Here is a 25,542-nt window from a genome sequence, read left to right as displayed (position 1 = left end):
GTCATCTGCTGGCCAAATATCGATCATGGAGTTGAAATCTTAGTTCCGACCTTGCCTTGTTCGTATGCAAATGACTATCAACCCATTGAATTCCCTTATCAAAGAAACTGAATCTGGGTTTCCATAGAAGCAACTGAGCCATGTGCGATTTGCATGGGAAACCGCGCAAAAGCCCTTGCACTTTGTGCGGCGCGGTCGCATATTGTTGCGGTGCGGTAGCGCCTCGCGTTACCGCTGCCCTCCTTGGGCGTTTCCTCCCTAGACTTGGGCCGCTTGCGTCATTCGCGAGCGGCCCTTTTTTCTTAGCCCCGCCGTTTTCATTTGGGGCGCGCAAGCTTGCGAAGCGAAAACGCAGTCGCGCGCAAGGCCTCGTCGTTTCGGAGAGAAGCTGCGTCCTATTCCGCCGCGGCTTGGAACGGGCCGAGATCGGCGAACGGAATCGTGGTCGCCAGCACGTCGGCGAGAACGCCGAAGTCGGAGGCCACTTGCGCAAAGCGAGCGCTGCGCTCGCGCCGCCGCTCGTCCATGTAGATCGCGCGGTTGAGCTCGAGCTGCACGGCGTGCAGGCCGCTCGCGGGATTGCCGTAATGCTCGGTGATGAAGCCGCCGGCATAGGGCTTGTTGCGGCCGATCGAATAGCCGAGCCCGCTCATGGTCTCCTCGACGCGATCGGGCAAGAGCGGCGTGCAGCTGGTGCCGTAGCGATCGCCGATCACGACGTCGGGCCGGCGCGGCTCGTCCCTGCTGACGCCGACCGACGGCATCGAGTGGCAGTCGACCAGCACCACCGTGCCGAACATCTGGTGCACCTTGTTGATCAGCCGGCGCAGCGCGCGATGGTAGGGCTTGTACAGCGTCTCGATCCGTCCCAGCGCATCGTCGACCAGAAGGCGGTCGCGATAGATCTCCTGGCCGTCGCCGACCACGCGCGGAATGGTGCCGAGGCCGCCGGCGACCCGCATCGAGCGGGTGTTGGCGAAGCTCGGCAGCCGGCCAGTGAACATGCGCGGGTCGAGCTCATAGGGCTCGCGGTTGACGTCGACATAGGAGCGGGGAAAGTTGACCCGCACCGTCGGAAAGCCGCGCGCGCTCAGATGGCCGATCAGCTCATCCATGAACGAATCTTCCGACCGTCGCAGCGTGGGCAGGTCGATCCGCGACGCCGCCAGGAATTCTTCAGGATAGGTCGAGCCGGAATGCGGCGAGTTGAAGATGACGGGCGCGCGCCATTCGGCAGGCTCGAAGATCTCGAAGGCTGGCGACATGTCGCCGTCAAAGCGGGTCATCTTCTCAGGCTTCGTCCCTTCGTGCCGCACGATCCGGACAAGCTCCGGGTCCAATGATTCGGCCGATCTCGCGGCTCTTATGTGTCGTCATTGTCCGGAATCGCAACCATTCTGCCAAGCGAAAAGATGTCATGGCCCCTTGGAACACGTCTTAACCGTGCAGGCATCGGGATGGGGACGCGCCGGTCCGGCTCGATTGATCTGGACCTCGTTCCGGTCCACAAAGAGCCGGCAGCGGGGCCGGCGCAGGGTTAAGATTTTCACCCCAAATTTACCCTCTGTCGGGCTTAGTGACCTCTGCTGATATCCTCTGGGGATTCGACGTTTCCTGCCATGCCAAAGATCCTGCTCGCCGAAGACGACAACGACATGCGCCGTTTCCTGGTCAAGGCGCTGGAAAACGCCGGTTTTCAGGTCTCGTCCCACGACAACGGCATGGCCGCCTATCAGCGGCTGCGGGAAGAGCCGTTCGAGATGCTGTTGACCGATATCGTGATGCCGGAAATGGACGGCATCGAGCTCGCCCGCCGAGCCTCGGAACTCGACCCCGACATCAAGATCATGTTCATCACTGGCTTTGCCGCGGTCGCCCTGAACTCGGATTCGGACGCCCCCAAGAACGCCAAGGTGCTGTCCAAGCCGGTGCATCTGCGCGAATTGGTCAGCGAAGTGAACAAGATGCTGGCGGCCTGAATCGGCCCCCTTCCGTCCTTGCGCCGGCTCCCCTGAGCCGTTATACGGACCCCACCCGACACAAGTGGACTTTAGGGCACGTAGCTCAGCGGGAGAGCACTACCTTGACATGGTAGGGGTCACAGGTTCGATCCCTGTCGTGCCCACCACGCTTCGCCTTCGGCTTCGCGTGGCACAGCCTGGAAGATTGCGGCGAAGCGTGTCCGGCGCAGCTCGAAGAGCGAAGACGGACTGGTGCGGCTTGCTCGAAAGCTTCTAGCCCGTTGCAGCGACGCGCAATCCGGCCGCAGTTTCCCGGCCGCTGTCCCGGATGACCCTGCACTCTATCCGGGCTACAATGACATCTCCGACACGAGGCCGCCCATGACCGTGTCCGTCATCGAGCAAGCGAAGATCCAGGCGCAGGTGCTGGTGCCGCTGATCAAGACGTTGCAGGCCGAGCTCGGCGAGGCGCGCGCCAATGCGCTGGTGCGCAAGGCGCTCGGCGATCTCTATCGCGGCTTCGGCGAGGCATTCTGGAAAACCAAGAACGAGAGCAATCTCGGCAAGGCCGTGTCGTCGGCCTTCCGCACCTATGCCCGCGACGATGCGCTCGCCTATGACGTGATCGAACAGACGGCGGACGCCTTCGCGTTCGACGTGACGCGCTGCGCCTATGCCGAGTTCTACAAGGCCCTGGGCGAGCCCGAACTCGGCTTCCTGCTGATCTGCACCGCGGACTTTGCGACCGCGGAGGGGTTCGGTCCCGACGTCAGGCTCACGCGCACGCAGACCATCATGCAGGGCGCCTCTCATTGCGATTTCCGCTACCGCCGGGATGGAGGCGGATCACAGTGAGAGGAGCGATGCGGACGATCTGTCTCGCCATGGCGATGCTGGCGCTGATGGCGCCGCGCGCCGACGCCGCGATCGTCGACTGGCAAGCCGAGCTCCAGCGCTGCCGCAGCTTGCGCCAGAACGTGGCGCCGCTGCTTCAGGCCGGCGAGGGGATCTCCGCCGTCGGCCGCTCCAGCAGGTCCGTCCGCCGCTGCATCTGGATCCAGCGGATGGCGGTGCGGAAGAAAATTCCCGGCGCGGAGGTGTGGTAGCCTGACCGAGCTCATGGTCCCGGCGTGACGAAGGCCGAGATGATCGTGCCGTCGTTGCCGAGCGCGATGTGCCAGTGCGAGGCTGCGCCACCCTGATGCCAGACGGAATAGACGTCCTGTCCTTGTGCGTTCACACCGAGGAATTCGATCGAGGTGATCGGACCCATTTCGGCAAGGCCCGGCTGCAGGCGCGGCAATTGCTTGCGTGTCGCCTCGGCCAAGTCGGCGCTCATCTCGCCGTAATTGGGCTGGCCCGATGCGACGCTCTCGATCAGACGGCGAAGCGCGGCCGCGGTCCCGGGATTGGCGGACCGGCTGCTCATACGAGACTCGATCGCGCGTTGGAGCTCTTGCGCCGTGCTCGTGTCGATGCGTGGCATGGTGTGATCGTTGCCGTGCTGGCGCAGGATCACGGCGGTAGGCACCCCATCCGGCCCGAGGGTAAACCGTAGCTCGACATCGATCTCCCGCGCGGCGAATTCCGTTTCGCCCACCGCGTAATATTGCGCCGAGCTTTGACCGCTCAGCCGTCCGGACAGATGATCCTGTTCACGCGTCACGGTGAAGACGGCGCTATGGAATTGGTATGTTCCGGCATAACGATCCAGCACCGCCTGCGGCAACTGAGTTTCTTTGGCTCTCGAGCGGAGCTGATCCGCAGCATCGGTCTTGGTGCTTTCCTCGTTGCTGCGGCCCGAGCCGGCCTGCTCCGCAGAACGGATTCGGGCCGCCAGGACATTCCAATCGGCCAGCCCGAATAACCTCGCGACGAGCTCGAGGCTCTCGCTGACGGTGAGGGAGACCGATCGGGCGTTGAGGGATTCTCGGAGCGTCTGCGCCATGGCTTTGGCGTCGCGGAAATCGCGCATACTCTGTTCCTTTGCAACATGAACGGAGAATGTCAGGGCTTGCGTTACTGACCCGTTCGCGTGAGCAAAGGAAGCGGGCGGCGGTCCGATACACTTCACCATACCCCGAAGGGCGCAAGCGGCCGGCGGTATCAACCTTTCGAAATTTGCTTGAGAGCGCCATGCTTGTCAACTGACGTCGTCGGCGTCTCGACATGGATCACGCATCACTCTTCCGTTGATGCACGACGCGCAGGCTGCAGCAGCAAGTCCTTCAGTCCGGTCGGATAGAGCTTCGGCCCGCCGTCCAGGTCGAGATCGGCAAGGTCGAACCACCGCGCGACGATCTGCTCTCCATTGTCCTCGCGGAAGTCGATGCGCTCCCGGCCGGCGAATGCGCCATCCGGAAACGCGACCTCCGCGATGTACATCACCTCGTGCCCGGTCGATCCCTCGTGCACAAAGATGTTCTCCAGCATCAAGGGCTCACCCACGATGCCGACGTCGATGCCGAGCTCTTCGTTGAATTCCCGCACCAAGGCCGCGCGCCAGCTCTCGCCGAACTCGATCTCGCCGCCGAGCGGGCGCACCCCCTTGATCCGCCCCGCATCGTCGCGCACCTCGGCCGCCAGCAGCCGCCCGCCGCGCCAATGCAGGCCGATAGCGACGACGCGGATACCGGGATGTGGGCGCCAAGTGGTCATGGCGGATCGTTAATCCGTGTCGCATGCTTTCGCAACGAGGGACGAGATCGTGTGCTTGCGATGGCGAGATGAGAGACCCGTCACTCCACCAGATACTTCTTCACCGCCGCTTCGTCCCACGCGATCCCGTTGCCCGGCTCCTCGCTCGGCAGCGCAAAGCCGTCCTTGATCTGCAGCCGCGTTGCCAGCACCGCGTCGGCCCAGTCGACATATTCCAGCCAATGCGCGGTCGGCGTCACGCAGAGCAGATGCGCGCTGACTTCAGAGAACAGGTGCGACGACATCTCGATGCCGGCAGCATGGGCAAGCGAAGCGGCGCGGAGCCAGCCGGTGACGCCGCCAATGCGCTGGACATCAGGCATCACGTAGTCGCAGGCCTCTGCCGAGAGCGCGGCTTGCATGGAAAACGCGCTGTCAAAATTCTCGCCGATCTGGACCGGCGTCTGCAGCGCGTCGGCAATGCGGGCGCAACCGGCATGATCGTCGTGGCGGATCGGCTCCTCGATCCAGCTGAGGCCCTCGTCGTCGAGCATCTCACCGCGGCGGATCGCTTCGGTGACCGTCAGCGCCTGGTTGTAGTCGCACATCAGCGTGACCTCGTCGCCGACGGCCTTGCGCACCGCGCGCACGACGGCGAGATCCTCCCGCGCATCGCGTCGGCCGACGCGGATCTTTGCGGCGTGAAACCCCTCGGCCAGCAGCTTGTGGGCTTCCTCCACCGCGGCGCCTGCCGGCATGATGCCGAGCCCCTTCGAGTTGTAGGCGCGCACTGGCTTCGGCGTGCCGCCGAGCAGGCGGGCGAGCGGCAGGCCGCGCGAGCGCGCCAGCGCGTCCCATGCCGCCATGTCGATGCCGGATTGCGCCAGCCGCTGCAGGCCGGCGAGGCCCAGCAGCGTGAAGCGCTGGCTCAGCTTGCGCTCGATCTCGAACGGCAGCAGCTCGTCGCCGGCGACGAGGTCCGACATTTCCGTGACCATCGCCGCCAGCGGCTTCAAGGCCGAGGGCGTGAGCGAGAACAGATAGGAATGACCCACCGCGCCGTGGTCGGTCTCGCAGTCGATCAGCACCAGCGGTGCCTTGGCGACCGCCCCGGTCGCGGTCTGGAGCGGCAGGTTCATCGGCACGATCACGGGACGTGCCTGGAAGCGCTTGATGCGGACGGTCTCGGTCATGGCTCTCTCCCGGCGGAGCGGATGCAGGTCGGCGCCGATCTTAAGCATCCGTGATCAAACGAAAAGGCGCTTGCTGCGACCACCATAAAATGGGGTTGCGCCGGCCGGCAATTCTTGGCTCTGTGCCGCCGCATGCATTGTCTCGGATTCCGGAAGGATTTGCGACAAAATCGCACAGAACGGAGCCACAGGGTGAAACAAGAGATCTCCGAACAACAGCGCAAGAGTGGCATTCTCACCGGCGCCGTGATCGTCTTCCTCCTGCTCGCCCTGCCGGTCGCGGTGTGGCTGGACCTGACCGAGCTCAGCAAGACGGCGCTGCGCCGGCAGGCGATCGATCTCAACTCGGTGATCACGAGCGTGCGCAGCTACTACGCCTCCAACGTGGTCGGGCGCGTGCTCGCCAACCCCAACGGCAGCACCAAGGTCGTGCACAATTACGAATCGGTGCCCGGCGCGATCCCGATCCCCGCGACGCTGTCGCTGGAGCTCGGCCGGGTGATCGGCGCCCAGCAGGAGAACATCACCTATCGCTTCGTCTCGGACTTCCCGTTCCAGAACCGCGCTCCGCACCAGCTCGACAAGTTCGAGAAGGACGCGCTCGATGCGCTGCGCCGGGATCCCGAGCAGAAGATCGTGGAGACCGAAACCTCGCTGTTCAACGACAAGGTCCGCCTGGTTGCGCCCGTCACGATGGGGCCGGCTTGCGTCAGCTGCCACAACAGCCACCCCGAAAGCCCGAAGAAGGACTGGAAGGTCGGCGACGTCCGCGGCATCCAGGAGGTGATCATCGCCCAGCCGATCGCCGCCAACATTTTCTCGTTCAAGTTCCTGCTGGCCTATTTCGTGATCGCCGCCGGGAGCGGACTGGCGTTCCTGTCATTGCAGCGACGTCAGGCGCGCCGCATCAAGAACATGAACAAGGAGCTCGAATCCGCCAACGACTTCCTGGCCTCGCTGTCGATGAAGATCTCGCGCTACATCCCTCCGCAGGTCTACAAGAGCATCTTCTCGGGCCAGAAGGACGTCACCATCCATACCGAGCGCAAGAAGCTCACCATCTTCTTCTCCGACATCCAGAACTTCACCGCCACCGCCGAGCGGCTGCAGCCGGAGCAGCTGACCCAGCTCCTCAACGAATATTTCACGGAAATGTCGGCGATCGCCCACGAATATGGCGGCACCATCGACAAGTTCATTGGCGATGCCATGCTGATCTTCTTCGGCGACCCCGAGACCAAGGGCGATCGCGCCGATGCACAGGCCTGTCTGCAGATGGCCTGGCGCATGCAGCAGCGCCTTGCCGAGCTCAATGCGAAATGGCGGGCGTCCGGCATCGAGCAGCCGTTCCGCTCGCGCATGGGCATCAACTCGGGCTATTGCAATGTCGGCAATTTCGGGAGCGCCGACCGCATGGACTACACCATCATCGGTGCGGAGGCGAACCTCGCCGCGCGCCTGCAATCGATCGCTGAGCCCGGCGGCATCGTCTTGAGCTACGAGACCTTCGCCCTCGTCAGCGACATCGTCCGCGCGCATGCGCTGCCGGCGATCACGATGAAGGGCATCAGCCGCGAGGTGATCCCCTATTCGGTGGATGCACTGAGCGACAAAGCTGCGGAGAACAGCGGCATCATCACCGAACGCGCACCGGGCCTCGAGCTCTATCTCGATCCCGCCGTGGTGAAATCAGGCGACGCCGCACGCGTCCGCTCGCTGCTGGAGAACGCGCTGGCCTCGCTCAAGCCGGCGTGAGGGGAGGGTAAGTGACCTCACCTTGCCGCCCCTTCCGTGAACGCCGTCTCGATCACATCCCCAAATGGCTGCCACGACCGCCCGTCGAACTGCACCAGCCGCATCTGCCTGATCGGCAGGTAGCGGTTGGGCGAGGTGTTCATCCTGATGTTGGGCAATGCGACCGAAGGCTGATAGTCCCTGAGCGAGGCCGCCTGGCGCATGATGTTGTCGCGTGAAAAATCGTCGCCGCATTGCTTCAGCACCTGCGTCAGCGCCTCGGCCGCGGCGTAGCCATAGACGGCCGCACTGTTGTTGGTGCTTTCGACCCGATGGTATTTGTCCATGAAGGCGAACCAGTCCTTCATGCCGGGATCGTCCTTCCAGGCGGGATCGCTCGGATCCTTCAAAAAGGCCGCCGAAATCACGCCGGCAGAGTTTTCCAGCCCCGCGGGCGCCATCGCGTTGGCGATCGAGGCGGAGGCATCGTTGACGATGAAGACGGGACGCCAATTCAGGGACGCTGCCAGCTTGATCACCTTGGATGCGGTCGAGGGCACGCCGAGGAAGACGAAGATGTCGGCGCCGGCGCGCTTGAGGATCGAGACGTGCCCGTCGAGATGCTCGTCGGCAAGGTCGAAGGCGATGTCGACCAGGACGTGACGGTTGAGATCGCCGAGTCCCTCCTGGATACCCTTGTAGAGCATGCGCCCGAACTGGTCGTTCTGCCAGAGCACGACGATCTTCTTCCTCGGGTAAGAGGCCTGGATGTAGTTGGCATAGATGCGCCCCTCCGACCGGAACGACGGCTGCCAGCCCATGGTCCAGGGATACGCGCTCGGCTGGCTCAGCTCTTCGTCGCCGGAGGCGACGAACAGTTGCGGGATCTTCTTCTCGTTCAGGTACCAGCGCGTGGCGAGATTGCCGGGCGTGCCGAACGAGCCGAACATCAGGTGCACGCCGTCCTTCTCGACCAGCTTGCGCGTCAGCTCGAGCGCGGTCGCCGGATCGGAATTGTCGTCGCGGGTGATGAAGCGGATCTTGCGGCCATTGATGCCGCCGCGCGCGTTGACCATGTCGAAATAGGCCGCTTCCGCCTGGCCGATCGCGCCGAATTCCGAGAGCGGCCCCGAATACGGCATGACATTGCCGATGCGGATTTCCTCATCGCTTGCGGGTTGATCCGAGTGCTGCTGCCGCGACATCGCGCCCAGCGATGCGATGGCAATCACGGAAACGAACAGCATCCTGCCGATGACGCGCATGTTCGATGCCTTGTGGTTGGCCCCCAACGAGGTCGGCTCAATCCCCACCAAGGCCGCTTGATCTAGGTCAAGCGTTTGGCAATCGTGTGGCTGTCGCGCTTCGATGAAAGCGGCAGGCGTGCTGCCGCAACGCGTTACGGCAACCCTCGCGCTTCCAGCTGACGCACCAGCAGCAGCGTCGGCTCCGCGAGGCTGTCGCCGGAACCATCGAGGCCGAAGGCGTTCGCGATGCCGTCGCGGCTGCGCAGCAGCGTGCTGCGCGGGCAATGGCCGGCGCCGCACAGCGTCTTCTTCAGCGTCTCGCCTTGCGCCACGAGGCCGGCGGAATCATCCGCGGCCCAGGCCAGCACGATCGGCACGTCGACATTGAGGATGCCGGGGAATACCGAGCGCTTGTCGTACTGGGTGGCGTCACCGCCGAGATAGGCCTTCTCGCTGTCGCTCGCGTCCTTGCCGACGCGGTAGATCCCGGACACCAGCACCACGCCCGCGACGTCGGCGCCGGCGGTCTGCAGCTCGGGATGCGCCAGCATGGTCGCGACGTGGAAGGCGCCGGCGCCGTAGCCGACCGCGACGATCTCGCGGGCATCGCCGTTGAAGAGGTCGATATTGCCATGAACCCAGGACAGCGCCGCGGCCACATCGGTCGCGCCGGCCGGCCAGGTCGCCGCGGGCGCCAGGCGATAATCGACGCGGACCCCGATCATGCCGTTGCGCGCGGCAAAGCACATCGCCTGGTCCTGGATCTGGCGCGACAGCTCCGGCGCTCCGCGGTCGCCGGTGAAGGTATCTCCCGTCACGAACAGCAGCACCGGCCGCGGCGTGTCGGCCTTGGTTGCGCTGGTCGCGACATCGAGCACATTGGCCTCGCTCTCGCCATAGCGCAGGCCGCGCGAGAAGGTGACCTGCTCGCATAGCCGTGCGGTGCCGCCTGCGGTGGTGTCGGAATCGGTGAGGCCCGCCTGCACGAGACCCGAGGGCGGCCGGAGCCGGCCCGGCACGGGTCCGTGCGCGGAGGCCGCGGTCATGGCCAGAAACAGGAAAAATGTCAGAAAATGCTTCATGGGTGTGGCGGCCTTGCGGGGCTCATACTGGCTCGCTGATCTGGCTCGTCTTTTCGATTCATCTCATTAGTCAGCCGGCCTTGAGGCGAATTCGCGGCACCTTGGATGCGCAGCCGCCGTTTATCCCGATCCGTCAGGCCGTTGTCCAGCGCCGCCGAGGCTCGCGCCTGAAACGGCTTTCTACTGTGCATGGGGTTGTTTTCGCACCTTTTGTTTTGGCCTGGTCCGTCAGGCCCGCTTCATCGTCCGGAAGGTGATGGAATAGCGCCGCGCCGCGACCGGGGGGATGCTGTGCTCCCACTGCGACCGCGCCTCGCCGTCCATCATGTAGAGCGAGCGCGGCAGGGCGGTGAGCGTATGGCGCTCCCACTTGGCGCCGTTGCGGCGGCGGAAACGGAAAGCGCACGGCGAGCCCAGCGACAGGCCGAGCACCTTGTCGAAATGCGGCTTGTCGCGATGCCAGCCGATGCCGACGCCGACCTCGTATTCGGTGCACAGTACCTGCCGGACGCCGGCCTCCGGCAGCCCGGCCCAGGCCTCGACCTGGCGCGCGACCGGCCGCACCCAGTCCGGGATCGGATCGGCCTCGGCGAGACGCTGCAGCGTGTAGTCATAGCGATAGCCGAACGACGCCACCCGGCGGTTGCCCTCGAACGCGCCGAACTGAAAGCGCTGGAGCGGCAATGCTGCGATGCGGCCGATCAGATCCTGCTCGGCGGCATGATCGATAAAATCGTCCGTGTAGTGAAGGCCGGTCGGGCCTTCCTGCGGGTCGGCGAACAAACCTAGCTGCGTCATGCCTCGCATTTCCGTGATGGAACCTGTTGGCGTCTGATGCGACTTATCTATGACGCGGGAAGAAACGTGCGAGGCTGTCATGGCAGAGAAGCATACCGCCGATCCGGTTGAGATCATGCGGGCGACTGGTGATCCTGAGTTGGAATACGCCGCCGGCTGGACTATCGCCGGTCTCGCCACCATCGGCACCATCGTCGCCGTCTGGGTCTTTGCGATCTAGGCAACCGGAAACTGGAGCTCGAAGGCTGCGCCCTCGTCGGTCGGCTTAAGCCTGATCGAGCCGCCATGGCTCGCCATCACCGCGCGCGCGATCGCCAGCCCCATCCCGGTGCCGCCCTGGTCGCGGCGGGTGGTGAAGAACGCATCGAAGATCCTGTCGCGGTTCGGCGCCGAGATCGGCTCGCCGTCATTGCTGACCGTCACAAGTACGGTCGTCCGGGCGTCGACCGCCTCCAGCCTGATCGTGCCGGCCTTGTGCCGCACCGCATTGTCGGCGATGTGCGACAGCACGATCAGCGCCTTCTCCGAGGACATTCCGATCGCCCGGTCGAGGCTGCCGCTGGCCTCGATCGCGCTTGCCGGAAACCGGCTTCTGAGATCGGCGATCACGGGTGCCAGCTCGGTGCGCTCGTTCTGCGGCAGGCTCTCGGCGCGGGCGAGCTCCCGCAGCCGCTGCGCCATCGCCTCCAGCCGCTGGGTATCAGACAGGATGTTGGCGATGAAGGTGTTCTGCTCGGCCGGCGTCAGGCCCTCGGCCTTGCCCTGAACCGAATCCTGCAACAGCTCGGCTGCGCCCTTGATCGAGGTCAGCGGCGATTTCAGCTCGTGGGTGAGATGGGCCGAAAAGGTCGCGATATAGTCGGAGCGCCGCGCCAGCTGCTCGGCCATGCCGAGGAAGCTGTGCGAGAGCTGGGCGAACTCGCGCGTGCCGTAATGCTTCAGCGGCTGGAACGCCTCCCGGTCGCCGCGGCCGATTCGGGCGGCGCGGTCGATCAGCTCGCGCATCGGCAGCGTGATGGTGCGCGAGAACACGAGGCCGATCGCGATGGTGCCGAGGATGACGGCAAGGCCGGCCAGCACGAACTTGGCCCGCTCCTGGTAGAGATGGTCGAAAATGTTGCTCGGCGTGCGCGTCGTGTAGATCACGCCGGCGACGCGGTTGTTGACGATGACGGGCATCGCCGAAAACACGTGCACGCCGAGGCCGCGGCTGAAGGAATAGATCGGCGGCGGCGGCTTGTCCGGCACGCGGTTGCGTAAAGTCGCGCGGTATTGCCCGTGCAGGGCGTCCGCGACTTCCTCGATATGGGCGAGCGACTGCCCGACCTCCTGCCGCCCGGCAATCACGACGCCTTGCGGATCGAGGATGCGAAAGCCGGCCAACGTCACCTTCTGGGTCTCGCGGATGATCGGCGTCAGCCTGGCCCCGATCTCGACATAGGCTGCTTGCGCCTGCCCGGGCGCGGGCAATGCGTCGGGCCGCCGCCGCAACAGGTCGTTCGCGGTGAGGTCGAGCGCGGGGCGGATCGGTGTGACCTGGTCGCCGGGATCGGGCAGCACGCCCGGCGGCACCTCGGCGCCGAGCACGAGGCCGCTGTCGAGCCGGGCCGTCACCTCCTGCGCATAGATCGTCGCCAGCACGCGGCTCTGTGCGATCAGCTCGGCCTGGGTCTGGCGGATCAGCTGGTTGTCGTAGAGACGGAAGAAGAACAGGCCGACCAGCGGCAATATGCCGACCGTCGCCAGCACCGTGAAGATCACGAGGGTGAGTGACGGCCGCCATTTGTCGGGCGCGGCGCTCATGCCTCTTTCTCGCAGCGGCCGAGCTTGAAGCCGACGCCGTGGATGGTCTCGATCACGTTGTCGCAAGCAAGCGCCGCGAGCTTGGCGCGGATGTTGCGGATATGGCTGTCGATGGTGCGGTCGGAGACCTGGATGTTGAGCTGATAGGCTGCGCGCATCAACTGCTCGCGGTTGAACACCGATGTCGGCCGGGACAGGAACGCGCGCAGGATGCCGAACTCGATCGCGGTCAGCTTCAGCGGCGTGCCGGCAAAGGACGCGACATGCTGTTCGGGATCGATCAGCAGCCCGCCTTGCGTCAGCGCGGTGGGCCCGGCCTTGGCCTCGCCGTTGCGCGGGCTGAGGCGGCGCAGGATGACATTGACCCGCGCCACCAGCTCGCGCGGGCTGAACGGCTTCGTGACGTAGTCGTCGCCGCCGATCTCGAGGCCCAGGATACGGTCGATCTCCTCGTCGCGCGCCGACAGGAACAGGATCGGCACGTCGGAGCCTTTGCGAATCTCGCGGCAGACGTCGAGGCCGTCGAACTCGGGCATGCCGATGTCCAGCACGATGAGATCGGGCCTGTCGGCGGCAAAGCGGAGAAGCGCCTCCTTGCCGTCGCGGGCCTCGATCACGTCCATGCCGGCCTTCTTCAGGGCGACGCGGATGACCTCGCGGATGTGGCCTTCGTCGTCGACGATGAGAATGCGATGCGCCAAGAAACTCTCCGTGTCCTCGTCAACTCGCCGGCTGGCTGCCGGCCTGAGCTTTCGCCTCGGCGTCCAGCCTGCGCTGGAGTCGCCAGTTGCGAAAGCCCCAGCTTCGCCAGGCCAGGTCCTGACGCTGCTGTTCTACAAGGCGGTCGCGGCGTGACACAAGGCAGCCCTCTTTGACGGCGGGCCGTAGCGCGATCGCCTTGTCGATGGCTGGCACCGCCTGCGGCCCGAGCGTCAGGAGATAGTCGATGTCGATCTGCACGCCTTTTCCCGAAACTTCCCGGCTGTGGACGACATTGTAGTCGGCGATGAAGGCGTCGAAGTTCACGAGCGAGCAGCCATAGAGCACGATCGCCAATGCGGCGAGATTGGCGCCGATCAGCCATTGATTGGACCTGTCGAGCACGATGCGCGCGACGATCAGGATCAGGCCGAGCGCTACCAGTCCCATCCAGACGAACGCTGCAATCCGCCAATAGGTCAGCATGTAGATGTCGACATAGAGATCGAGCCGGCGGATGGAGGAGACGACCAGCAGCACGTTCTGTCCGACCCAGAGATAGACCAGCGGCCGGATCACCTTCGATTTCTCGGCCGGCCCGCCCGGACGCATCGCCACCAGCACGAAGGCAGCGGCGAGGAGGGCGGTCGCGATCAGCGGATAGGCGCCGCGATGGGAGTAGGTCGCATAAGTCATGTTGTCGGGCAGCGCCACGTGACCCCAGAGATAGATGCCGTCGAGAATGGACTGCGCCGCGAACAGCAGGTTGAACAGGATCAGCGAGCGCAGGATGGTGGAGGGGCCGAGAAATTCCGCCGAGACCATGGGCGGCAGCGGCGGTGGCACGGGGCCCTCGGCCACGGCGGCGGCGACGACCGCCCTGCGCCGCCAGCGCACATGGATGAACGGCCAGACCAGAGCCAGCATCAAGGTCCAGAACAGGACGCGCCCCATGTTGACATGGTCGAGCATGACCTTGGGATTGAGCAGCGACACCCATTGCTCGATCACCGGATTTGCGGCGGCGAACAATGCGATGAAGACGGTGCCGAGCACTGCTGGCATCAGCCAGAGCGCGATGCCGCGGGTGAAGGCCGACATGTTGAAGGCCTGGGGCGCATCGAGGAAGAACCTGAAGGGACCGAGCAGGAGGAAATTGCACAGCGCGCGGGCGCGGTCGGTGAGCCCGGTCGTATCGGGATTGGTCGCAAGCAACAGCGCAATCGTCAGCGACGCGACGAGGATCAGGAAGGACAGCGTGTTGAGCTCTTCCATGGCCGGCACAAGGCCGAGCACGAGGATCGCGCCGCTGATCGCCGCGCGCCGCCAGTCCATGGCCGTGTGATTGAACAGCAACGAAACGCAGGCGGTCGCGATCGCAAACAGCGCCAGCGACAGCCCGATCCGCTGACCGTAGAACAGCCAGTCGGCGAGCCCGGCCAGCAGCAGCGCCATTGCGAGCTTGGCCGACAGTGCAGAAGGCCTGATCGGTTGGATATCCGTCGTCGAAGCCAGGCTCGTCATGTCCAGAAAGTCTCCGTGAATGGTGGCATCACGAATTCTGAACGGCACTTGTGCAGACGGCGGGATCATCGTCTGCACGGCTTCAGGAGTTTCTTGCAGTTTTCGTGCAGGCGCGCTTTTGCCTCTCGCGCAGCGTGATTCGCTTTGCTAGGTGCGAAACATTCATCGCCCATCGCACCTGGTGCATCATGCAATTGCTCAACCGCATCGGCCTCGTCCTGCTCTGGCTCGCCGCGCCGCTCGCTGCATTTGTCGCCGCGAACAAGAACGATCCCTATCTGCTCGTGCTGCGTGGCGCCGGAAACATCTCCCTTGTCGTCGCAAGCATCGCAATCGTCGCTCTTCTGCTGCGCGGAGGTCACTGGCGCACCTTCGCCGGCAAGGCGCTCGTCGTGCTCTGGTGCGTGCCGCCTGTCTTGATGTCCGCCGCGCATCTGAAGTTCGAGCTGCGCAAGCATGACGTTCTCGGCGCCGGCGCCGCCGAAGCGCGGCAGCTCGGGCCGCACTTCATGGTCGGCTATTCCTCCTTTCCCGAGGTCGCGCGTCTCGCCAGGCAGGGCCTGATCGGCGGCGTCTATGTCACTCGGCACAATATCCGCGGCCGCGCCATCGAGACGCTGCGGGCCGAGATCGCGGCGCTGCAGGATCTCAGGCGCGCAGCCGGCCTGCCGCCGCTGATCGTCGCCGCCGATCAGGAGGGCGGCATCGTCGGGCATCTTGCGCCGCCGCTGACGAAAGTGCCGGCGCTGGCGACGCTCACGGGACTGGCTTCCGATGAGCAGCAGGCCAAGGCCGAGGAGTTCGGCCGCATCCACGGCCGCGAGCTCGCCCACGTCGGCGTCAACCTCAATCTTGCGCCGGTGCTCGACCTCAAGCCGCCGGCGCGGCGCAACCGCCTCGATTTTCACACGCTGATCGGCCAGCGCGCGATTGCGAGCGATCCCGCCGTCGTCAGCACCATCGCGAGCGCCTATGTGCGCGGGCTGGAAGAGACGGGCGTCGGCGCCACGCTCAAGCATTTTCCCGGCATTGGCCGCGTGCGCGCCGACACGCATCATTTCAGCGCCAATCTTGACACGCCGGTGAAGGAGCTGGAAGCAACCGACTGGCTCCCGTTCCGCGAGGTGCTGTCGCATTCGCGCAGCGCCCTCATGGTCGGCCACGTCACGCTCACAGCCGTCGATCCCGATCGCGCCGCCTCGCATTCGAAGCGCGTCGTCGAGGGGATCATTCGTGGGACGTGGGGTTACCAGGGCGTGGTGATGACCGACGATCTCATCATGGGCGCGATCTACCAGAACGACGTCTGCAAGGCCGTGGTCGAGGCGATCAATGCCGGCGTCGATCTGCTGCTGGTCGCCTACGACGGCGCGCAGTTCTACCGTGTCTTTGCCTGCGCCCTGGAAGGATCGCGACAGGGCAGGCTCGACGCGGCGATGCTGCATGCGAGCACCGCGCGCCTGGAGCGCGGCTTTTCGACCATGCAGGCACGAGCTGCCTCACGCGCCATCAGCGTCGCCCGGCAGAATCAGCCCTTCGCGAACTGGCGGTAGTCCGGTTCACGGTGAAACCAGAATTCGTAGCCGGAGATGCCCTTTTGCATGGCAACGTCGTGGATCGGCTGGTTGAGCGGAACCACGGGGACGTCGCGCATACAGAGCGCGATGAAATCCTTCACCGTCCTGTCGTATTCGGCGGCATCGGTGGTGAAGCGCGCCTTGTCGATCAGGGCGTCCATCTCCTTGTTCTTGTATGAGGAGATGTTGAAGATGGAGTTGTTGCCGTGGAAATTCCAGTAGAAGTAATATTCGGGATAATCGAGCCAGCCGCTGAAGCGGTTGAGCGCGAGCGGCAGCTCCTTCTTGTTCAGCGTCGTGCGCCAGTTCGCGCCGGGAATCTTTTCGATTGCCGCCTTGATGCCGATCTTGGCGAGATTCTCCTGGATCAGGATCGCGGTCGGCTCGCCGACGGTGGCGGTGCCTGTGTCCAGCGACAGCGTCGTCTCCAGGCCGGCTTCGAAGCCCGCTTCCTTCAGCAGAGCCTTGGCCTTGTCGAGATCGGTGACGTAAGGAAACGGTTGCGGCCACACCGGCTTTGAGACTTCGGCGGTGCCGCCATACATGGGAACGGCGCGGCCGAAGAAGGCGCTGGTCTGAATCTGCTCGTACGGCATGGCCCAGGCGATGGCCTGGCGCAGCTTGACATTGTCGAACGGCGGCTTCGCGGTGTTCAGCGCGACGTACCACAGCGCGTTCGGGATCGGCACGCCCGAGACCTTGACCTTGCCCTCCTTGATGATCTGCTCGAAATCGCGCGGGGCAAAGCCGCTGGAAATATCCGCATCGCCCCGCTCCAGCATGGCACGCCGCGTGCCGGCGGAGGGAACGTCGCGCGCGATCACGCGCTTGACCTTCGGCAGCGGCCCGCTCTTCCAGTCGTCGAAGCGCGTCAGCACGGTCTCGCTGCCCGGCTTCCAGCTCTCGATCTTGTAGGCGCCGCCGCCGGCCTCGTTGTTCTTCAGCCAGGCCAGCGCCGACGGGTCTTCCGGCGTCGCGTTCTTCCTGGCGAGCTCGGAATTGATGATGAAGGGCACTACGACGGCCACGTTGAACAGCAGCATCTTGTCCTTGCGGATATAGTCGATACGGAAAGTGTGGTCGTCGACCACCACGAACTGCTCCGGCTTTTCCAGCGATCCCGCCGACATCTGGAAGGTCGGAAAGCCGCCGACCTTCACGGCGCGGTCAAACGACCATTTGACGTCCTTGGCGGTCACAGGCGTGCCGTCGTGGAATTTTGCGTCCTTGCGAAGCTTGAAGGTGCAGGACATGCCGTCGGCGGCGACCTCCCAGCTCTCGGCGAGCTCGGGCGCGAGCTTCTCGCGGTCATACGACATGGTGCCGTCCGGCAGTGTCTTGGCGGCGTAGGTGAGCAGGCGGTCGTAGCAATTCCAGGACAGGCCGTTCACGGTCTGGTTGGAGCCGACGCCCTGCATGTCCAGCGAATTCGGCCCCAGCTCCTGCACCACCAGCAACGTCTCGCTGCGTCCCTGCGCCCAGGCAAGACGCGGCGCAAAGGCTGCCGTACCGGCGACACCGAGGCCGCCGAGCACGACGCTGCGGCGGTTCAAATCGAGGGGTGAAATGCTCAAGAGTGCCTCCCGTTCCGGAATTGTCCGGCATCGAGAGGCAAGCTGTATGCCAGAGTCAGGAAGCGCCAAGCCGCCCCGCGACAAGGCGAGGCGGCTTGGATCGATAGGTGTTGCGCGTCGGCGCGGACTACTCGGCCTGCTCCAGCGCGGCGGGCATCTTCGCCACCGACATCAGCGATCGCGCGACCTGGTTGAGCAGGAGATCGGCGTTCTCTTCCTCGGCGAGGGATTTGGAGAGCAGGCCGACGATGGCGCTGTGGCGCAGCTGCTGCGCGAGGTTGCGCGCGGTGGTATAGCCGGACATCTCGTAATGCTCGACGCGTTGCGCCGCGGAGATCAGCGCGAGGTCGGCGGCAGCGTCCTCCTTCTCTTGGCTTTCCTTCATGACCTCCTGGCCTTCCTCGATCAGGCCCATCATGCCCTTGCAAGGCTTGGCGCGGGCGTTCTCGCCGAGCAGCTCGAAGCACTCGTTGATGCGCTCGACCTGATTTTCGGTCTCGGCCAGATGCTGCTCGAACAGCTCGCGCAACTGATCGAAGCGGGCGGCCTGCGCCATCTTCGGGAGCGCCTTGGTCAGCTGCTTCTCGGCATGGAGGATGTCACGCAGCTCATGCAGCAGCAGATCGGTCAGGCCCGCCTCGTCGACAGGCGGTGAGCTCTCCGCGACGATCGACGGGGCAGCGCCGGGATCGGAGGATTGCAGCGCAGGCGATTCTGTGAACACCCAGTCCTCGCCCTCGTTCCAGGGACCGCGGGTATCGATTTCGCCGTGGTCGCCGCTACCGGTGGAATCGTTGAAGTACTGGTTGACGAGGCCGGGCGTCGGGGCAATCCGGCCGATGCTGAAGGCCGGCTTCGACAGGCTCTCGAGCGCGCGCGCGAACGCCTTCATATGCGTGATCTCGCGCGTCATCAGGAATTGCAGCGCGTCCTTGCTGCCGGCATCGTCGCAGAAATTGATCAGTCGCTCGTACACGATCTTGGCACGCGCTTCGGCGGCGATGTTGCTGCGGAGATCGACGTCGAGCTCACCGGTGATCTTGAGATAGTCGGCGGTCCAGGGATTGCCTTGCGAGTTGAACAGATTGACGCCGCCTCCGCCGGCAATCGCGATCAGCGGATCGGCCTCCGCCGCCTGGCGGTCGTTGCGCGAGGGCGCAAGATGCATCCGGGCGAGGCAACCGACGACCTCGAGATGGCTGAGCTCCTCGGTGCCGATATCCATCAAGAGGTCCTTGCGGTCGGGATCCTCGCAATTCAACCCTTGAATCGAATATTGCATCGCAGCCGCAAGTTCGCCGTTGGCGCCGCCGAACTGCTCGAGGAGCATATTGCCGAAGCGCGGATCGGGTTCGTCGACGCGCACGGTGAACATCAGCTTCTTGACGTGGTGATACATGGAGGGACTCGCGTGCTGGAGGGAAATATGCGCGACAACGAGACCTCCAGCCGTTCGTTCCTAAGTCTCTCCGAGATTGAGGCCGGACGTCTGCCAGGGAGCGCGATGGCTACGGCGTCACCGCACTGCGCGCGACGGCGCGCGGAGCCGTCAGTTCCTTCCAGGTCGAATTTGCCACATGCACCGGCGAAAAGGCGGGACGTTCGACGTATCGCCCATCGCCGGCCTCGGCGCGCAGATCGCCATCCGTCCAGACGATACGGCCGCGCGACAGGGTCGCGGCCGCACCACCCGTGCAGGCAAAGCCCTCGAAGACGTTGTAATCGATCCGGCTCATCTGCCGTTTGGCACTGATGGTCTTGCTCTGCTTGGGATCCCACACCACGATGTCGGCATCCGAGCCTACGACGACCGCGCCCTTGCGCGGATAGATGTTGAGGATGCGGGCGATGTTCGCCGAGGTCACCGCGACGAATTCCTCTTTGGTCAGCCGCCCCGTGGCGACGCCCGCGGTCCAGAGCAGCGCCAGGCGATCTTCGAGGCCGCCGGTGCCGTTCGGGATCTTCCTGAAATCGCCGCGCCCGAACCGCTTCTGCTCGGTGGTGAAGGCGCAATGATCGGTCGCAACCACCTGGAGCGAGCCGGCTTGCAGCCCGGCCCAGAGGCTGTCCTGATGCTGTTTGTCGCGGAATGGCGGCGACATCACGCGCTGTGCGGAATGGTCCCAGTCCTTGTTCCGGTATTCGCCGGCATCGAGCAGCAGATGCTGGATCAGCGGTTCGCCATAGACCCGCTTTCCACTGGCCCGCGCGCGAGCGATGGCCTCATGCGCCTCGCGGCAGCTGGTGTGGACGATATAGACCGGCGTGCCCGTCATGTCCGCGATCATGATGGCGCGGTTGGTGGCTTCGCCCTCGACCTCCGGCGGCCGTGAATAGGCGTGGCCTTCCGGGCCGGTGACGCCGCGCGCAATCAGCGCGTCCTGCATCAGGGCGACGACGTCTCCGTTCTCCGCATGGACAACCGGCATGGCGCCGAGATGGGCGCAGCGCGCGAACGAATTATAGAGCTCGTCATCGTTCACCATCAGCGCGCCCTTGTAGGCCATGAAATGCTTGAAGGTGTTGATGCCGTAGGTCCTGACCACGATCTCCATCTCGTCATGGATCTGCTTCGACCACGACGTCACCGCCATGTGGAAGCCGTAGTCGCTGGCCGCCTTCTCGGATTTGTGCCGCCACTCCTGATACGCCGCGAGCATGGATTGGCCGGGATCGGGCAGGCAGAAATCCACCACCATGGTGGTGCCGCCGCTCAGCGCCGCCTTGGTTCCGGATTCGAAGTCGTCGGCGGTGACGGTGCCCATGAACGGCATTTCGAGATGGGTGTGCGGATCGATCCCGCCCGGAATGACGTAGGCGCCGCCTGCGTCGATGATCTCGCTACCTGTCGGGGCATCGAGCGAGGCGCCGATCGCGACGATGGTCTCGCCGTCGATCAGCACGTCCGCGCGGCGCGAATGATCGTGATTGACGACGGTGCCGCCGCGGATGAGGAGGGGCATGAGGTGCTCCGAGAGGTGAGGGACGGCTCGAAGGCTAAGCGCGCGACTGGCGATGCGACAGGTGAAATTTTAGTCAGCCGCCGCCGCTCCTTTCACGTCGTGCGCGATCAGCCCGTCGATCATCGCGCGCACGAGGCCCGTGATCTCCTTGCGCAGCGCCGGCAGCGGCACGGCCACCAGCTTCTGCTCCAGCCCGAGCGCCACCATGCCATGCACGGCCGAGAACAGGCTGCGTGCGGTGATGCCGAGTTCCTCCGGGCTGCGCCCAGGAAACAGTGCGGCCAGCGGCTGGTAGATATGACGGAACAGCTGCATCTGGTCGTGCACGGACCAATCCGGCACCAGCTTGCCCGTCTCCATCCGGTGCTCGAACAGCGCGCGCCAGAGCTGGAGGTTTTCGGCGGCGAAATCGCAATAGGCGAGGGCGATGCGGACCAGGGATTCCCGTGGCGATGGCTCGCCGGCATTTGTTGCGAGAGTCAGCGTCTCGTCGAGCCGGAGCAGCGTGCGCGAGCCGACCCGCAGGATCAGTTCGTCGACATCAGCCACGAGATTGTAGACCGCGCCATTGGCGCAGCCGATCTCGCGGGCCAAATCGCGGGTCTTGAGACCCGCCAGCCCCCGCTCGGCGATCATCTGTTCGGCCGCCTGTATCAGGGCCGCACGCAATTTCTCTCGCCGTTCCAGGGCCTTAGTCATTCTTAACCAAATTCTTGAGCGTCGCTCAAAATAATATTTGAACGATGTTCAAGGTTCCTGCTACAAACCATCTGTGAGCAGCGCTCATAGATAGGGAGCAACCAATGTTCAAGACCGTCGTGACCCTCTTCCGCGGCAGCGTCGCCGCTGCGGGCGAGGAACTGGAAGATCGCACCGCCCTTCTGATCCTGGATCAGCAGATGCGCGATGCGGCCGCAGCCGTCGAGCGCAGCAAGCGCACTCTGGCGCTGGCAATCGCGCAGGACCAGCAGGAAGGCCGCAAGCTCGAGGCCACGAATGCGCGTATCGCCGATCTCGAGACCCGTGCCGTTGCGGCGCTGGATGGCGGCCGCGAGGACCTCGCCAAGGAGGCCGCCGAAGCCATTGCGGCGCTGGAGGCCGATCGCGATGCGGCCATGACGGCGCGCGCGCTGTTCGCGACCGAGATCATCAGGCTGAAGCGCCACGTCGCCAACGCGCAGGCCCGCATCACCGAGCTCGATCGCGGTCGCCGGATCGCCCGCGCCTCGGAAGCGGTGCGCTCGCTTCGCCGCAGCGGCATCGAGGCCGCGCGCCCCTATGAATCGACATTGCCGGAGGCGGAGGGGACGCTGAGGCGTCTGCGCGAGCGGCAGATGGAGGCTCAAGCGGCCGACGATGCCCTGGTCGAGCTCGACGCGGCCACCGGCCCGCTCGCCACCGCCGAACGACTCGCCGAGCAGGGCTTCGGCCCGCGGCTCAAGACGACCGCAGACGACGTGCTGGCGCGCTTGAAGTCCAGGCGCATGCCGGCGGCCTGATCTCAAGTTCCAACCCGAACACCATCATCATTCCAATCGACAGGAGACCATCATGAACCAGAATGGCCAGCCCCACAGCGGCGCCTGGGTGAGCTTCACCTACGCGTCCTTCGCAGCTTCCGCCTTCCTCGTCGCCATCGGCATCTTCTTCCTGCCGATCGACCTCTGGATGAAGGGTTATCTCACCATGGGCATCGTGATGATGATCCAGACCTGCGTCACCCTGACCAAGACCGTGCGCGACAATCATGAGAGCAGCCGCCTCGTGAACCGCATCGAGGATGCCAAGGCCGAGCGGCTGCTGATGGAGGTCTCCAAGGCGGCGTAAGGCGAACGGTCGCAGCGCGCGCTCTGGGGCGACAGGGGCGCGCGCGGCAGGCAGGGTGCATTGTGCTTCGCGTGCAGGTGCGATATGGCTCTCGCGCTTTCCAGAGGCGGAGACGAGCTTTGTCGAAACAATCCCTGCGCGAGGAGGCCGAGCGCCTGATCCGCGAATCGATGGAAAAGAAGACCATCGTGGTCAAGCAGGGCACGACCCGCATCGAGGCTGTCTGCGGCAAGTGCGGAGCGCCGAACCGGGTGCAGGCGGAGAAGGGCCAGACCCGCGTCAAGTTCGCCTGCAAGAACTGCGGGCATAAGCAAGAGACGTTGTAGGCGTCTTCACCTCATCCGGGTCGCCCCCGGGCGATGCGCAGCATCGTCCGGCGCGATCCGGCTAGAGGCCCTACGGCCTCTCCCTCACATCACCTGATGCACGTCGATCACGACGCGATCCGCATGGCGCGCCGCTGACGCCACGAAGATGTGCTCCATCAGCCAGCGGTACGTCTCGTGCCCGGTCTCGAACTTCGGCACGGTGCGGAAATAGATCAGCTTCGGATCGACCGGCTCGCCGCGCTTGAGCTTGTGCAACAGCTCGACCGGGCCGAAGCGCATACCCTTGTTCTCGACGTAGACGGTCGCACCGTCGTCGGTCTCGAAGGCGTATTTCGCTTCGAGATCGATCAACTCGTTGGGCCGGATGGTCTGGAAATCGGCGCCGAAGGGGAGCACCTTTCCGCTGACCGCGCCCGTCACCTCGCCGCCGATGATCGGAATGATGCGGCGGACGCCGATCCCGGTCTCGCCCGCGGTCACGGCGTCGCCGATCCGCGCGGTGATGGTGAAAACGTATCTTGTTTCGAGGGTCGGGGTGGTCATCTCTGCCTCCAATTATCGACGAGCCTTCCCTTCTCCCCTTGTGGGAGAAGGTGGCGCGAAGCGCCGGATGAGGGGTCTATCTCCACAAGCGTGCTCGCGGAGAGAGATCCCTCACCCGTCTCGCCGCTATCGCGGCGAGCCACCCTCTCCCACAAGGGGAGAGGGGAAGCAGCCACGCCGTGCGGCATTCAATCTTGTCACCTCTAATGCGCCATCATCCGCGTCGGCAGCCAGGTTGCCAGCAGCGGGAAGGCGATCAGGATCACGAGGCGCACGAGGTCCGTTGCCACGAACGGGCTTACGCCCTTGAAGATGGTGGAGAAGGAGACGTCCTTCACCACGCTTTTTATGACGAAGACGTTCATGCCCACGGGCGGAGTGATCAGGCCGAGCTCGACGGTCACGACGATGATGATGCCGAACCAGATCGGATCGAACCCCAGATGCATGATCACCGGGAAGATGATCGGCACGGTCAGGATGATCATCGCCATGGCATCCATCAGGCAGCCGAGCACGAGATACATCACCATGATCAGCGCCAGCACGCCGTAGGGGCCGAGGCCGAGCCCGGTGAGGAATTCCGTCACCTTCTGCGGTGTCTGCGTCACCGTCAGGAAATAGCCGAAGATCAACGCGCCGATCAGCACGGTGAACACCGCGGCCGCGGTGCGCGTCGCCTGTAGCAGCGAGGCCAGCACCTTCTCGCGGTCGAGGCGGCCGGTCAGCACGCCGATGATGAAGGCCCCGGTCGCGCCGACGCCGCCGGCTTCGGTCGGCGTGAAGCGCGGCAGGAAGGGCAGGCCGTAGAGGCCGCCGATGACGAAGATGAACAGCAGCACCGGTGCCCAGATCTCCTTCAACCCGGCAAAGCGTTCGCGCCATGGCGTCACCTTGCCCTTGGGCAGGAAGTCGGGGCGGAAATAGCCGATCAGGGAGATCGTGATCATGTACATGGTCATCGCGAGCAGGCCCGGGATGATGCCGGCGATGAACAGCTTGCCGATGTCCTGCTCGGTGATGATGCCGTAGACCGCGAGGACGGTGGAGGGCGGCAGCATCGCGCCCAGCGTGCCGCCGGCCGCGATCACGCCGGTGGCGAAGGATTGCGGATAGCCGAAGCGCCGCATCTCGGGATAGGCGACGGCGGAGAAGGTCGCCGCGGTCGCGACCGAGGAGCCGCAGATTGCGGCAAAGCCGCCGCAGGCGCCGACGGTGGCAATGCCGAGTCCGCCGCGCAAATGTCCGACGAAGCCGTTGGCGGCGCGGAATAGCTCTCGGCTCATGCCGGAATTGCTGACGAAGGAGCCCATCAGCAGGAACATCGGGATGACGCCGAAGGTGTAGTCGGTCACGGTGCGCATGGTGACCTGACCGACCATCTTCAGGGCCGGTGTCGAGCCCACGAGATAGCTGAAGCCGCACACGCCGACGAGGCCCATGGCCATGCCGACCGGCACGCGCAGCAGCATCAGGGCGAACAGGGCGACGAAGCCGATGACGGCGACGGCGTCGGTACTCATGGTTACTCCGTCACCTTGATCTTGGGTTCATGCATGTCTTCGGGGTGGAAGATCAGCCGGTACGTGCGGATCGCGATCAGCAGCACGGCGCAGACGTCGCCGATCCACGCGACGAGGAAGAACGGCCATGTCGGCATGTGCAGGTCGAAGGTCTGAACGTTGTCGTTGTAGGTCAGCCGGACCTTGTCGAACAACGTCCAGGTCTGCACGGTGACGACGAACAGCAGCACCAGGGTCGCGAACACGTCGATCCAGCGCTGATGGCGCGGCCCGACATTGCCCCAGACCAGGTCGACCGTGATGTGGGTGCCGCGATAGGAGGTTGCCGCGATGCCCCAGAAGATGAGGATGCCGAGCAGCATTCGGCCGATGTCGAAGCTGTCGGGGATCGAATAGTTCAGCGTGTTGCGCAAGAGCACCGACAGGAAGATGTCGAGCGCGACGATGCCGACGAAGCCGGCCGCGATCCATTCGATCGAGTCGATCACGCGATCCATCCAGGAGCGCTTCATGGGTGTTTCCTAAGCA

The 25,542-nt window shown here is 64.6% G+C and carries 26 protein-coding genes and 1 tRNA gene; 10 read left to right on the top strand and 17 right to left on the bottom strand.

Going from position 1 to position 25,542, the window contains the following annotated elements:
- Nucleotides 1-395 precede the first annotated feature (395 nt).
- Nucleotides 396-1,286, bottom strand: a complete 891-nt coding sequence (locus I6F20_RS13130) for an N-formylglutamate amidohydrolase (protein ID WP_036021434.1) — start codon at nt 1,284-1,286, stop codon at nt 396-398.
- A gap of 333 nt (nt 1,287-1,619) precedes the next feature.
- Between I6F20_RS13130 and cpdR the strand changes: the two genes are divergently transcribed.
- The 4 genes from cpdR (at nt 1,620) to I6F20_RS13110 (ending at nt 3,067) form a co-directional block, all read left to right on the top strand.
- On the top strand, nt 1,620-1,979 hold the full coding sequence (gene cpdR, locus I6F20_RS13125; RefSeq protein ID WP_007597092.1) for a cell cycle two-component system response regulator CpdR: 360 nt from the start codon (nt 1,620-1,622) through the stop codon (nt 1,977-1,979).
- Nucleotides 1,980-2,053: 74 nt separating this feature from the next.
- Nucleotides 2,054-2,128, top strand: a tRNA-Val gene (locus I6F20_RS13120).
- A 214-nt stretch (nt 2,129-2,342) separates the two neighbouring features.
- The gene (locus I6F20_RS13115; protein WP_225126464.1) at nt 2,343-2,816 is read left to right on the top strand and encodes an L-2-amino-thiazoline-4-carboxylic acid hydrolase; all 474 of its coding nucleotides are present in this window, start codon (nt 2,343-2,345) and stop codon (nt 2,814-2,816) included.
- An 8-nt stretch (nt 2,817-2,824) separates the two neighbouring features.
- A complete protein-coding gene (locus I6F20_RS13110; RefSeq protein WP_035997826.1) occupies nt 2,825-3,067 on the top strand; it encodes a hypothetical protein in 243 nt (80 codons plus the stop codon).
- Between the two features lie 11 nt (nt 3,068-3,078).
- Here I6F20_RS13110 and I6F20_RS13105 read toward each other — a convergent pair whose 3' ends face one another.
- The 3 genes from I6F20_RS13105 to I6F20_RS13095 form a co-directional block, all read right to left on the bottom strand.
- Nucleotides 3,079-4,071, bottom strand: coding sequence for a glyoxalase superfamily protein (locus tag I6F20_RS13105; protein WP_225126461.1), 993 nt, complete (start codon nt 4,069-4,071; stop codon nt 3,079-3,081).
- A 71-nt stretch (nt 4,072-4,142) separates the two neighbouring features.
- Nucleotides 4,143-4,619 (bottom strand): NUDIX hydrolase, encoded by a 477-nt coding sequence (locus I6F20_RS13100; RefSeq protein WP_035997832.1) that lies wholly within the window; start codon nt 4,617-4,619, stop codon nt 4,143-4,145.
- Between the two features lie 80 nt (nt 4,620-4,699).
- Nucleotides 4,700-5,791 (bottom strand): enolase C-terminal domain-like protein, encoded by a 1,092-nt coding sequence (locus I6F20_RS13095; protein ID WP_036021436.1) that lies wholly within the window; start codon nt 5,789-5,791, stop codon nt 4,700-4,702.
- 192 nt (nt 5,792-5,983) lie between these two features.
- Between I6F20_RS13095 and I6F20_RS13090 the strand changes: the two genes are divergently transcribed.
- Entirely contained in the window at nt 5,984-7,546 is a 1,563-nt protein-coding gene (locus I6F20_RS13090) for an adenylate/guanylate cyclase domain-containing protein (RefSeq protein WP_035997835.1), read from the top strand.
- Nucleotides 7,547-7,563: 17 nt separating this feature from the next.
- Here I6F20_RS13090 and I6F20_RS13085 read toward each other — a convergent pair whose 3' ends face one another.
- From I6F20_RS13085 to I6F20_RS13075, 3 genes are all read right to left on the bottom strand, one after another.
- Nucleotides 7,564-8,790: an ABC transporter substrate-binding protein gene (locus I6F20_RS13085; RefSeq protein ID WP_036021438.1), complete on the bottom strand. Its 1,227-nt coding sequence runs from the start codon at nt 8,788-8,790 to the stop codon at nt 7,564-7,566.
- 134 nt (nt 8,791-8,924) lie between these two features.
- Entirely contained in the window at nt 8,925-9,854 is a 930-nt protein-coding gene (locus I6F20_RS13080; RefSeq protein WP_225126459.1) for an alpha/beta hydrolase, read from the bottom strand.
- Between the two features lie 228 nt (nt 9,855-10,082).
- Entirely contained in the window at nt 10,083-10,652 is a 570-nt protein-coding gene (locus tag I6F20_RS13075; protein ID WP_225126456.1) for an alpha-ketoglutarate-dependent dioxygenase AlkB, read from the bottom strand.
- 79 nt (nt 10,653-10,731) lie between these two features.
- Between I6F20_RS13075 and I6F20_RS13070 the strand changes: the two genes are divergently transcribed.
- Nucleotides 10,732-10,872, top strand: coding sequence for a hypothetical protein (locus I6F20_RS13070; protein WP_225126455.1), 141 nt, complete (start codon nt 10,732-10,734; stop codon nt 10,870-10,872).
- Here the strand turns inward: I6F20_RS13070 and I6F20_RS13065 are convergent.
- The 3 genes from I6F20_RS13065 to I6F20_RS13055 are packed head-to-tail and all read right to left on the bottom strand — an operon-like array spanning nt 10,869 to nt 14,678.
- The gene (locus tag I6F20_RS13065; protein WP_225111643.1) at nt 10,869-12,455 is read right to left on the bottom strand and encodes an ATP-binding protein; all 1,587 of its coding nucleotides are present in this window, start codon (nt 12,453-12,455) and stop codon (nt 10,869-10,871) included. The two genes, I6F20_RS13070 and I6F20_RS13065, sit on opposite strands and share 4 nt — an antisense overlap.
- Nucleotides 12,452-13,156 (bottom strand): response regulator transcription factor, encoded by a 705-nt coding sequence (locus I6F20_RS13060; protein ID WP_109142397.1) that lies wholly within the window; start codon nt 13,154-13,156, stop codon nt 12,452-12,454. Before I6F20_RS13060 ends, I6F20_RS13065 begins: the two co-directional genes overlap by 4 nt.
- 19 nt (nt 13,157-13,175) lie before the next feature.
- Nucleotides 13,176-14,678, bottom strand: coding sequence for a DUF4153 domain-containing protein (locus tag I6F20_RS13055; RefSeq protein ID WP_225126454.1), 1,503 nt, complete (start codon nt 14,676-14,678; stop codon nt 13,176-13,178).
- A gap of 188 nt (nt 14,679-14,866) precedes the next feature.
- Here I6F20_RS13055 and I6F20_RS13050 point away from each other — a divergent pair, with 188 nt between their 5' ends.
- Nucleotides 14,867-16,231 (top strand): glycoside hydrolase family 3 N-terminal domain-containing protein, encoded by a 1,365-nt coding sequence (locus I6F20_RS13050; RefSeq protein WP_225126453.1) that lies wholly within the window; start codon nt 14,867-14,869, stop codon nt 16,229-16,231.
- On the opposite strand, the gene I6F20_RS13045 is transcribed toward I6F20_RS13050, so the two are convergent.
- The 4 genes from I6F20_RS13045 to I6F20_RS13030 all read right to left on the bottom strand — a co-directional run bounded on the left by I6F20_RS13045 (nt 16,207) and on the right by I6F20_RS13030 (nt 21,491).
- On the bottom strand, nt 16,207-17,829 hold the full coding sequence (locus I6F20_RS13045) for an ABC transporter substrate-binding protein (RefSeq protein ID WP_225126452.1): 1,623 nt from the start codon (nt 17,827-17,829) through the stop codon (nt 16,207-16,209). The genes I6F20_RS13050 and I6F20_RS13045 overlap by 25 nt on opposite strands.
- 127 nt (nt 17,830-17,956) lie before the next feature.
- Nucleotides 17,957-19,228, bottom strand: coding sequence for a DUF892 family protein (locus I6F20_RS13040; protein WP_035997886.1), 1,272 nt, complete (start codon nt 19,226-19,228; stop codon nt 17,957-17,959).
- A 109-nt stretch (nt 19,229-19,337) separates the two neighbouring features.
- Nucleotides 19,338-20,792: a dihydropyrimidinase gene (gene hydA / locus I6F20_RS13035; protein ID WP_225126451.1), complete on the bottom strand. Its 1,455-nt coding sequence runs from the start codon at nt 20,790-20,792 to the stop codon at nt 19,338-19,340.
- 69 nt (nt 20,793-20,861) lie between these two features.
- On the bottom strand, nt 20,862-21,491 hold the full coding sequence (locus I6F20_RS13030; RefSeq protein WP_109142402.1) for a TetR/AcrR family transcriptional regulator: 630 nt from the start codon (nt 21,489-21,491) through the stop codon (nt 20,862-20,864).
- Nucleotides 21,492-21,595: 104 nt separating this feature from the next.
- Here I6F20_RS13030 and I6F20_RS13025 point away from each other — a divergent pair, with 104 nt between their 5' ends.
- The 3 genes from I6F20_RS13025 (at nt 21,596) to I6F20_RS13015 (ending at nt 22,945) form a co-directional block, all read left to right on the top strand.
- Nucleotides 21,596-22,291, top strand: a complete 696-nt coding sequence (locus I6F20_RS13025) for a PspA/IM30 family protein (RefSeq protein WP_035997892.1) — start codon at nt 21,596-21,598, stop codon at nt 22,289-22,291.
- Nucleotides 22,292-22,343: 52 nt separating this feature from the next.
- Complete coding sequence (locus I6F20_RS13020) at nt 22,344-22,619, top strand: YiaA/YiaB family inner membrane protein (protein ID WP_035997898.1); 276 nt, start codon at nt 22,344-22,346, stop codon at nt 22,617-22,619.
- A gap of 119 nt (nt 22,620-22,738) precedes the next feature.
- A complete protein-coding gene (locus I6F20_RS13015) occupies nt 22,739-22,945 on the top strand; it encodes a hypothetical protein (RefSeq protein ID WP_025033895.1) in 207 nt (68 codons plus the stop codon).
- 84 nt (nt 22,946-23,029) lie between these two features.
- Here the strand turns inward: I6F20_RS13015 and I6F20_RS13010 are convergent, their stop codons facing one another.
- The 3 genes from I6F20_RS13010 to I6F20_RS13000 form a co-directional block, all read right to left on the bottom strand.
- Nucleotides 23,030-23,491 (bottom strand): DUF3237 domain-containing protein, encoded by a 462-nt coding sequence (locus I6F20_RS13010; protein ID WP_225126450.1) that lies wholly within the window; start codon nt 23,489-23,491, stop codon nt 23,030-23,032.
- 203 nt (nt 23,492-23,694) lie between these two features.
- The gene (locus I6F20_RS13005; protein ID WP_057028189.1) at nt 23,695-25,014 is read right to left on the bottom strand and encodes a TRAP transporter large permease; all 1,320 of its coding nucleotides are present in this window, start codon (nt 25,012-25,014) and stop codon (nt 23,695-23,697) included.
- 2 nt (nt 25,015-25,016) lie between these two features.
- Nucleotides 25,017-25,526 carry a TRAP transporter small permease gene (locus tag I6F20_RS13000; protein WP_035997911.1) on the bottom strand — a complete coding sequence of 170 codons (510 nt, stop codon included), beginning with the start codon at nt 25,524-25,526 and terminating at the stop codon, nt 25,017-25,019.
- Nucleotides 25,527-25,542 lie beyond the last annotated feature (16 nt).

Source organism: Bradyrhizobium sp. IC3123 (genome assembly GCF_020193625.1).
Taxonomy (GTDB): Bacteria; Pseudomonadota; Alphaproteobacteria; order Rhizobiales; family Xanthobacteraceae; genus Bradyrhizobium; species Bradyrhizobium yuanmingense.
This window is presented reverse-complemented; position numbering and strand designations above follow the sequence as displayed.

Bases quoted from the DNA above. Each gene is read 5' to 3' on its own strand.
- I6F20_RS13000 (WP_035997911.1), bottom strand. From the start codon at position 25,526: ATGAAGCGCTCCTGGATGGATCGCGTGATCGACTCGATCGAATGGATC.
- I6F20_RS13070 (WP_225126455.1), top strand. From the start codon at position 10,732: ATGGCAGAGAAGCATACCGCCGATCCGGTTGAGATCATGCGGGCGACT.
- I6F20_RS13030 (WP_109142402.1), bottom strand. From the start codon at position 21,491: ATGACTAAGGCCCTGGAACGGCGAGAGAAATTGCGTGCGGCCCTGATA.
- hydA (WP_225126451.1), bottom strand. From the start codon at position 20,792: ATGCCCCTCCTCATCCGCGGCGGCACCGTCGTCAATCACGATCATTCG.
- I6F20_RS13025 (WP_035997892.1), top strand. From the start codon at position 21,596: ATGTTCAAGACCGTCGTGACCCTCTTCCGCGGCAGCGTCGCCGCTGCG.
- I6F20_RS13080 (WP_225126459.1), bottom strand. From the start codon at position 9,854: ATGAAGCATTTTCTGACATTTTTCCTGTTTCTGGCCATGACCGCGGCC.
- I6F20_RS13040 (WP_035997886.1), bottom strand. From the start codon at position 19,228: ATGTATCACCACGTCAAGAAGCTGATGTTCACCGTGCGCGTCGACGAA.
- I6F20_RS13110 (WP_035997826.1), top strand. From the start codon at position 2,825: ATGCGGACGATCTGTCTCGCCATGGCGATGCTGGCGCTGATGGCGCCG.
- I6F20_RS13115 (WP_225126464.1), top strand. From the start codon at position 2,343: ATGACCGTGTCCGTCATCGAGCAAGCGAAGATCCAGGCGCAGGTGCTG.
- I6F20_RS13130 (WP_036021434.1), bottom strand. From the start codon at position 1,286: ATGACCCGCTTTGACGGCGACATGTCGCCAGCCTTCGAGATCTTCGAG.
- I6F20_RS13085 (WP_036021438.1), bottom strand. From the start codon at position 8,790: ATGCGCGTCATCGGCAGGATGCTGTTCGTTTCCGTGATTGCCATCGCA.
- I6F20_RS13065 (WP_225111643.1), bottom strand. From the start codon at position 12,455: ATGAGCGCCGCGCCCGACAAATGGCGGCCGTCACTCACCCTCGTGATC.
- I6F20_RS13010 (WP_225126450.1), bottom strand. From the start codon at position 23,491: ATGACCACCCCGACCCTCGAAACAAGATACGTTTTCACCATCACCGCG.
- I6F20_RS13020 (WP_035997898.1), top strand. From the start codon at position 22,344: ATGAACCAGAATGGCCAGCCCCACAGCGGCGCCTGGGTGAGCTTCACC.
- I6F20_RS13075 (WP_225126456.1), bottom strand. From the start codon at position 10,652: ATGACGCAGCTAGGTTTGTTCGCCGACCCGCAGGAAGGCCCGACCGGC.
- I6F20_RS13055 (WP_225126454.1), bottom strand. From the start codon at position 14,678: ATGACGAGCCTGGCTTCGACGACGGATATCCAACCGATCAGGCCTTCT.
- I6F20_RS13005 (WP_057028189.1), bottom strand. From the start codon at position 25,014: ATGAGTACCGACGCCGTCGCCGTCATCGGCTTCGTCGCCCTGTTCGCC.
- I6F20_RS13100 (WP_035997832.1), bottom strand. From the start codon at position 4,619: ATGACCACTTGGCGCCCACATCCCGGTATCCGCGTCGTCGCTATCGGC.
- cpdR (WP_007597092.1), top strand. From the start codon at position 1,620: ATGCCAAAGATCCTGCTCGCCGAAGACGACAACGACATGCGCCGTTTC.
- I6F20_RS13095 (WP_036021436.1), bottom strand. From the start codon at position 5,791: ATGACCGAGACCGTCCGCATCAAGCGCTTCCAGGCACGTCCCGTGATC.
- I6F20_RS13050 (WP_225126453.1), top strand. From the start codon at position 14,867: ATGCAATTGCTCAACCGCATCGGCCTCGTCCTGCTCTGGCTCGCCGCG.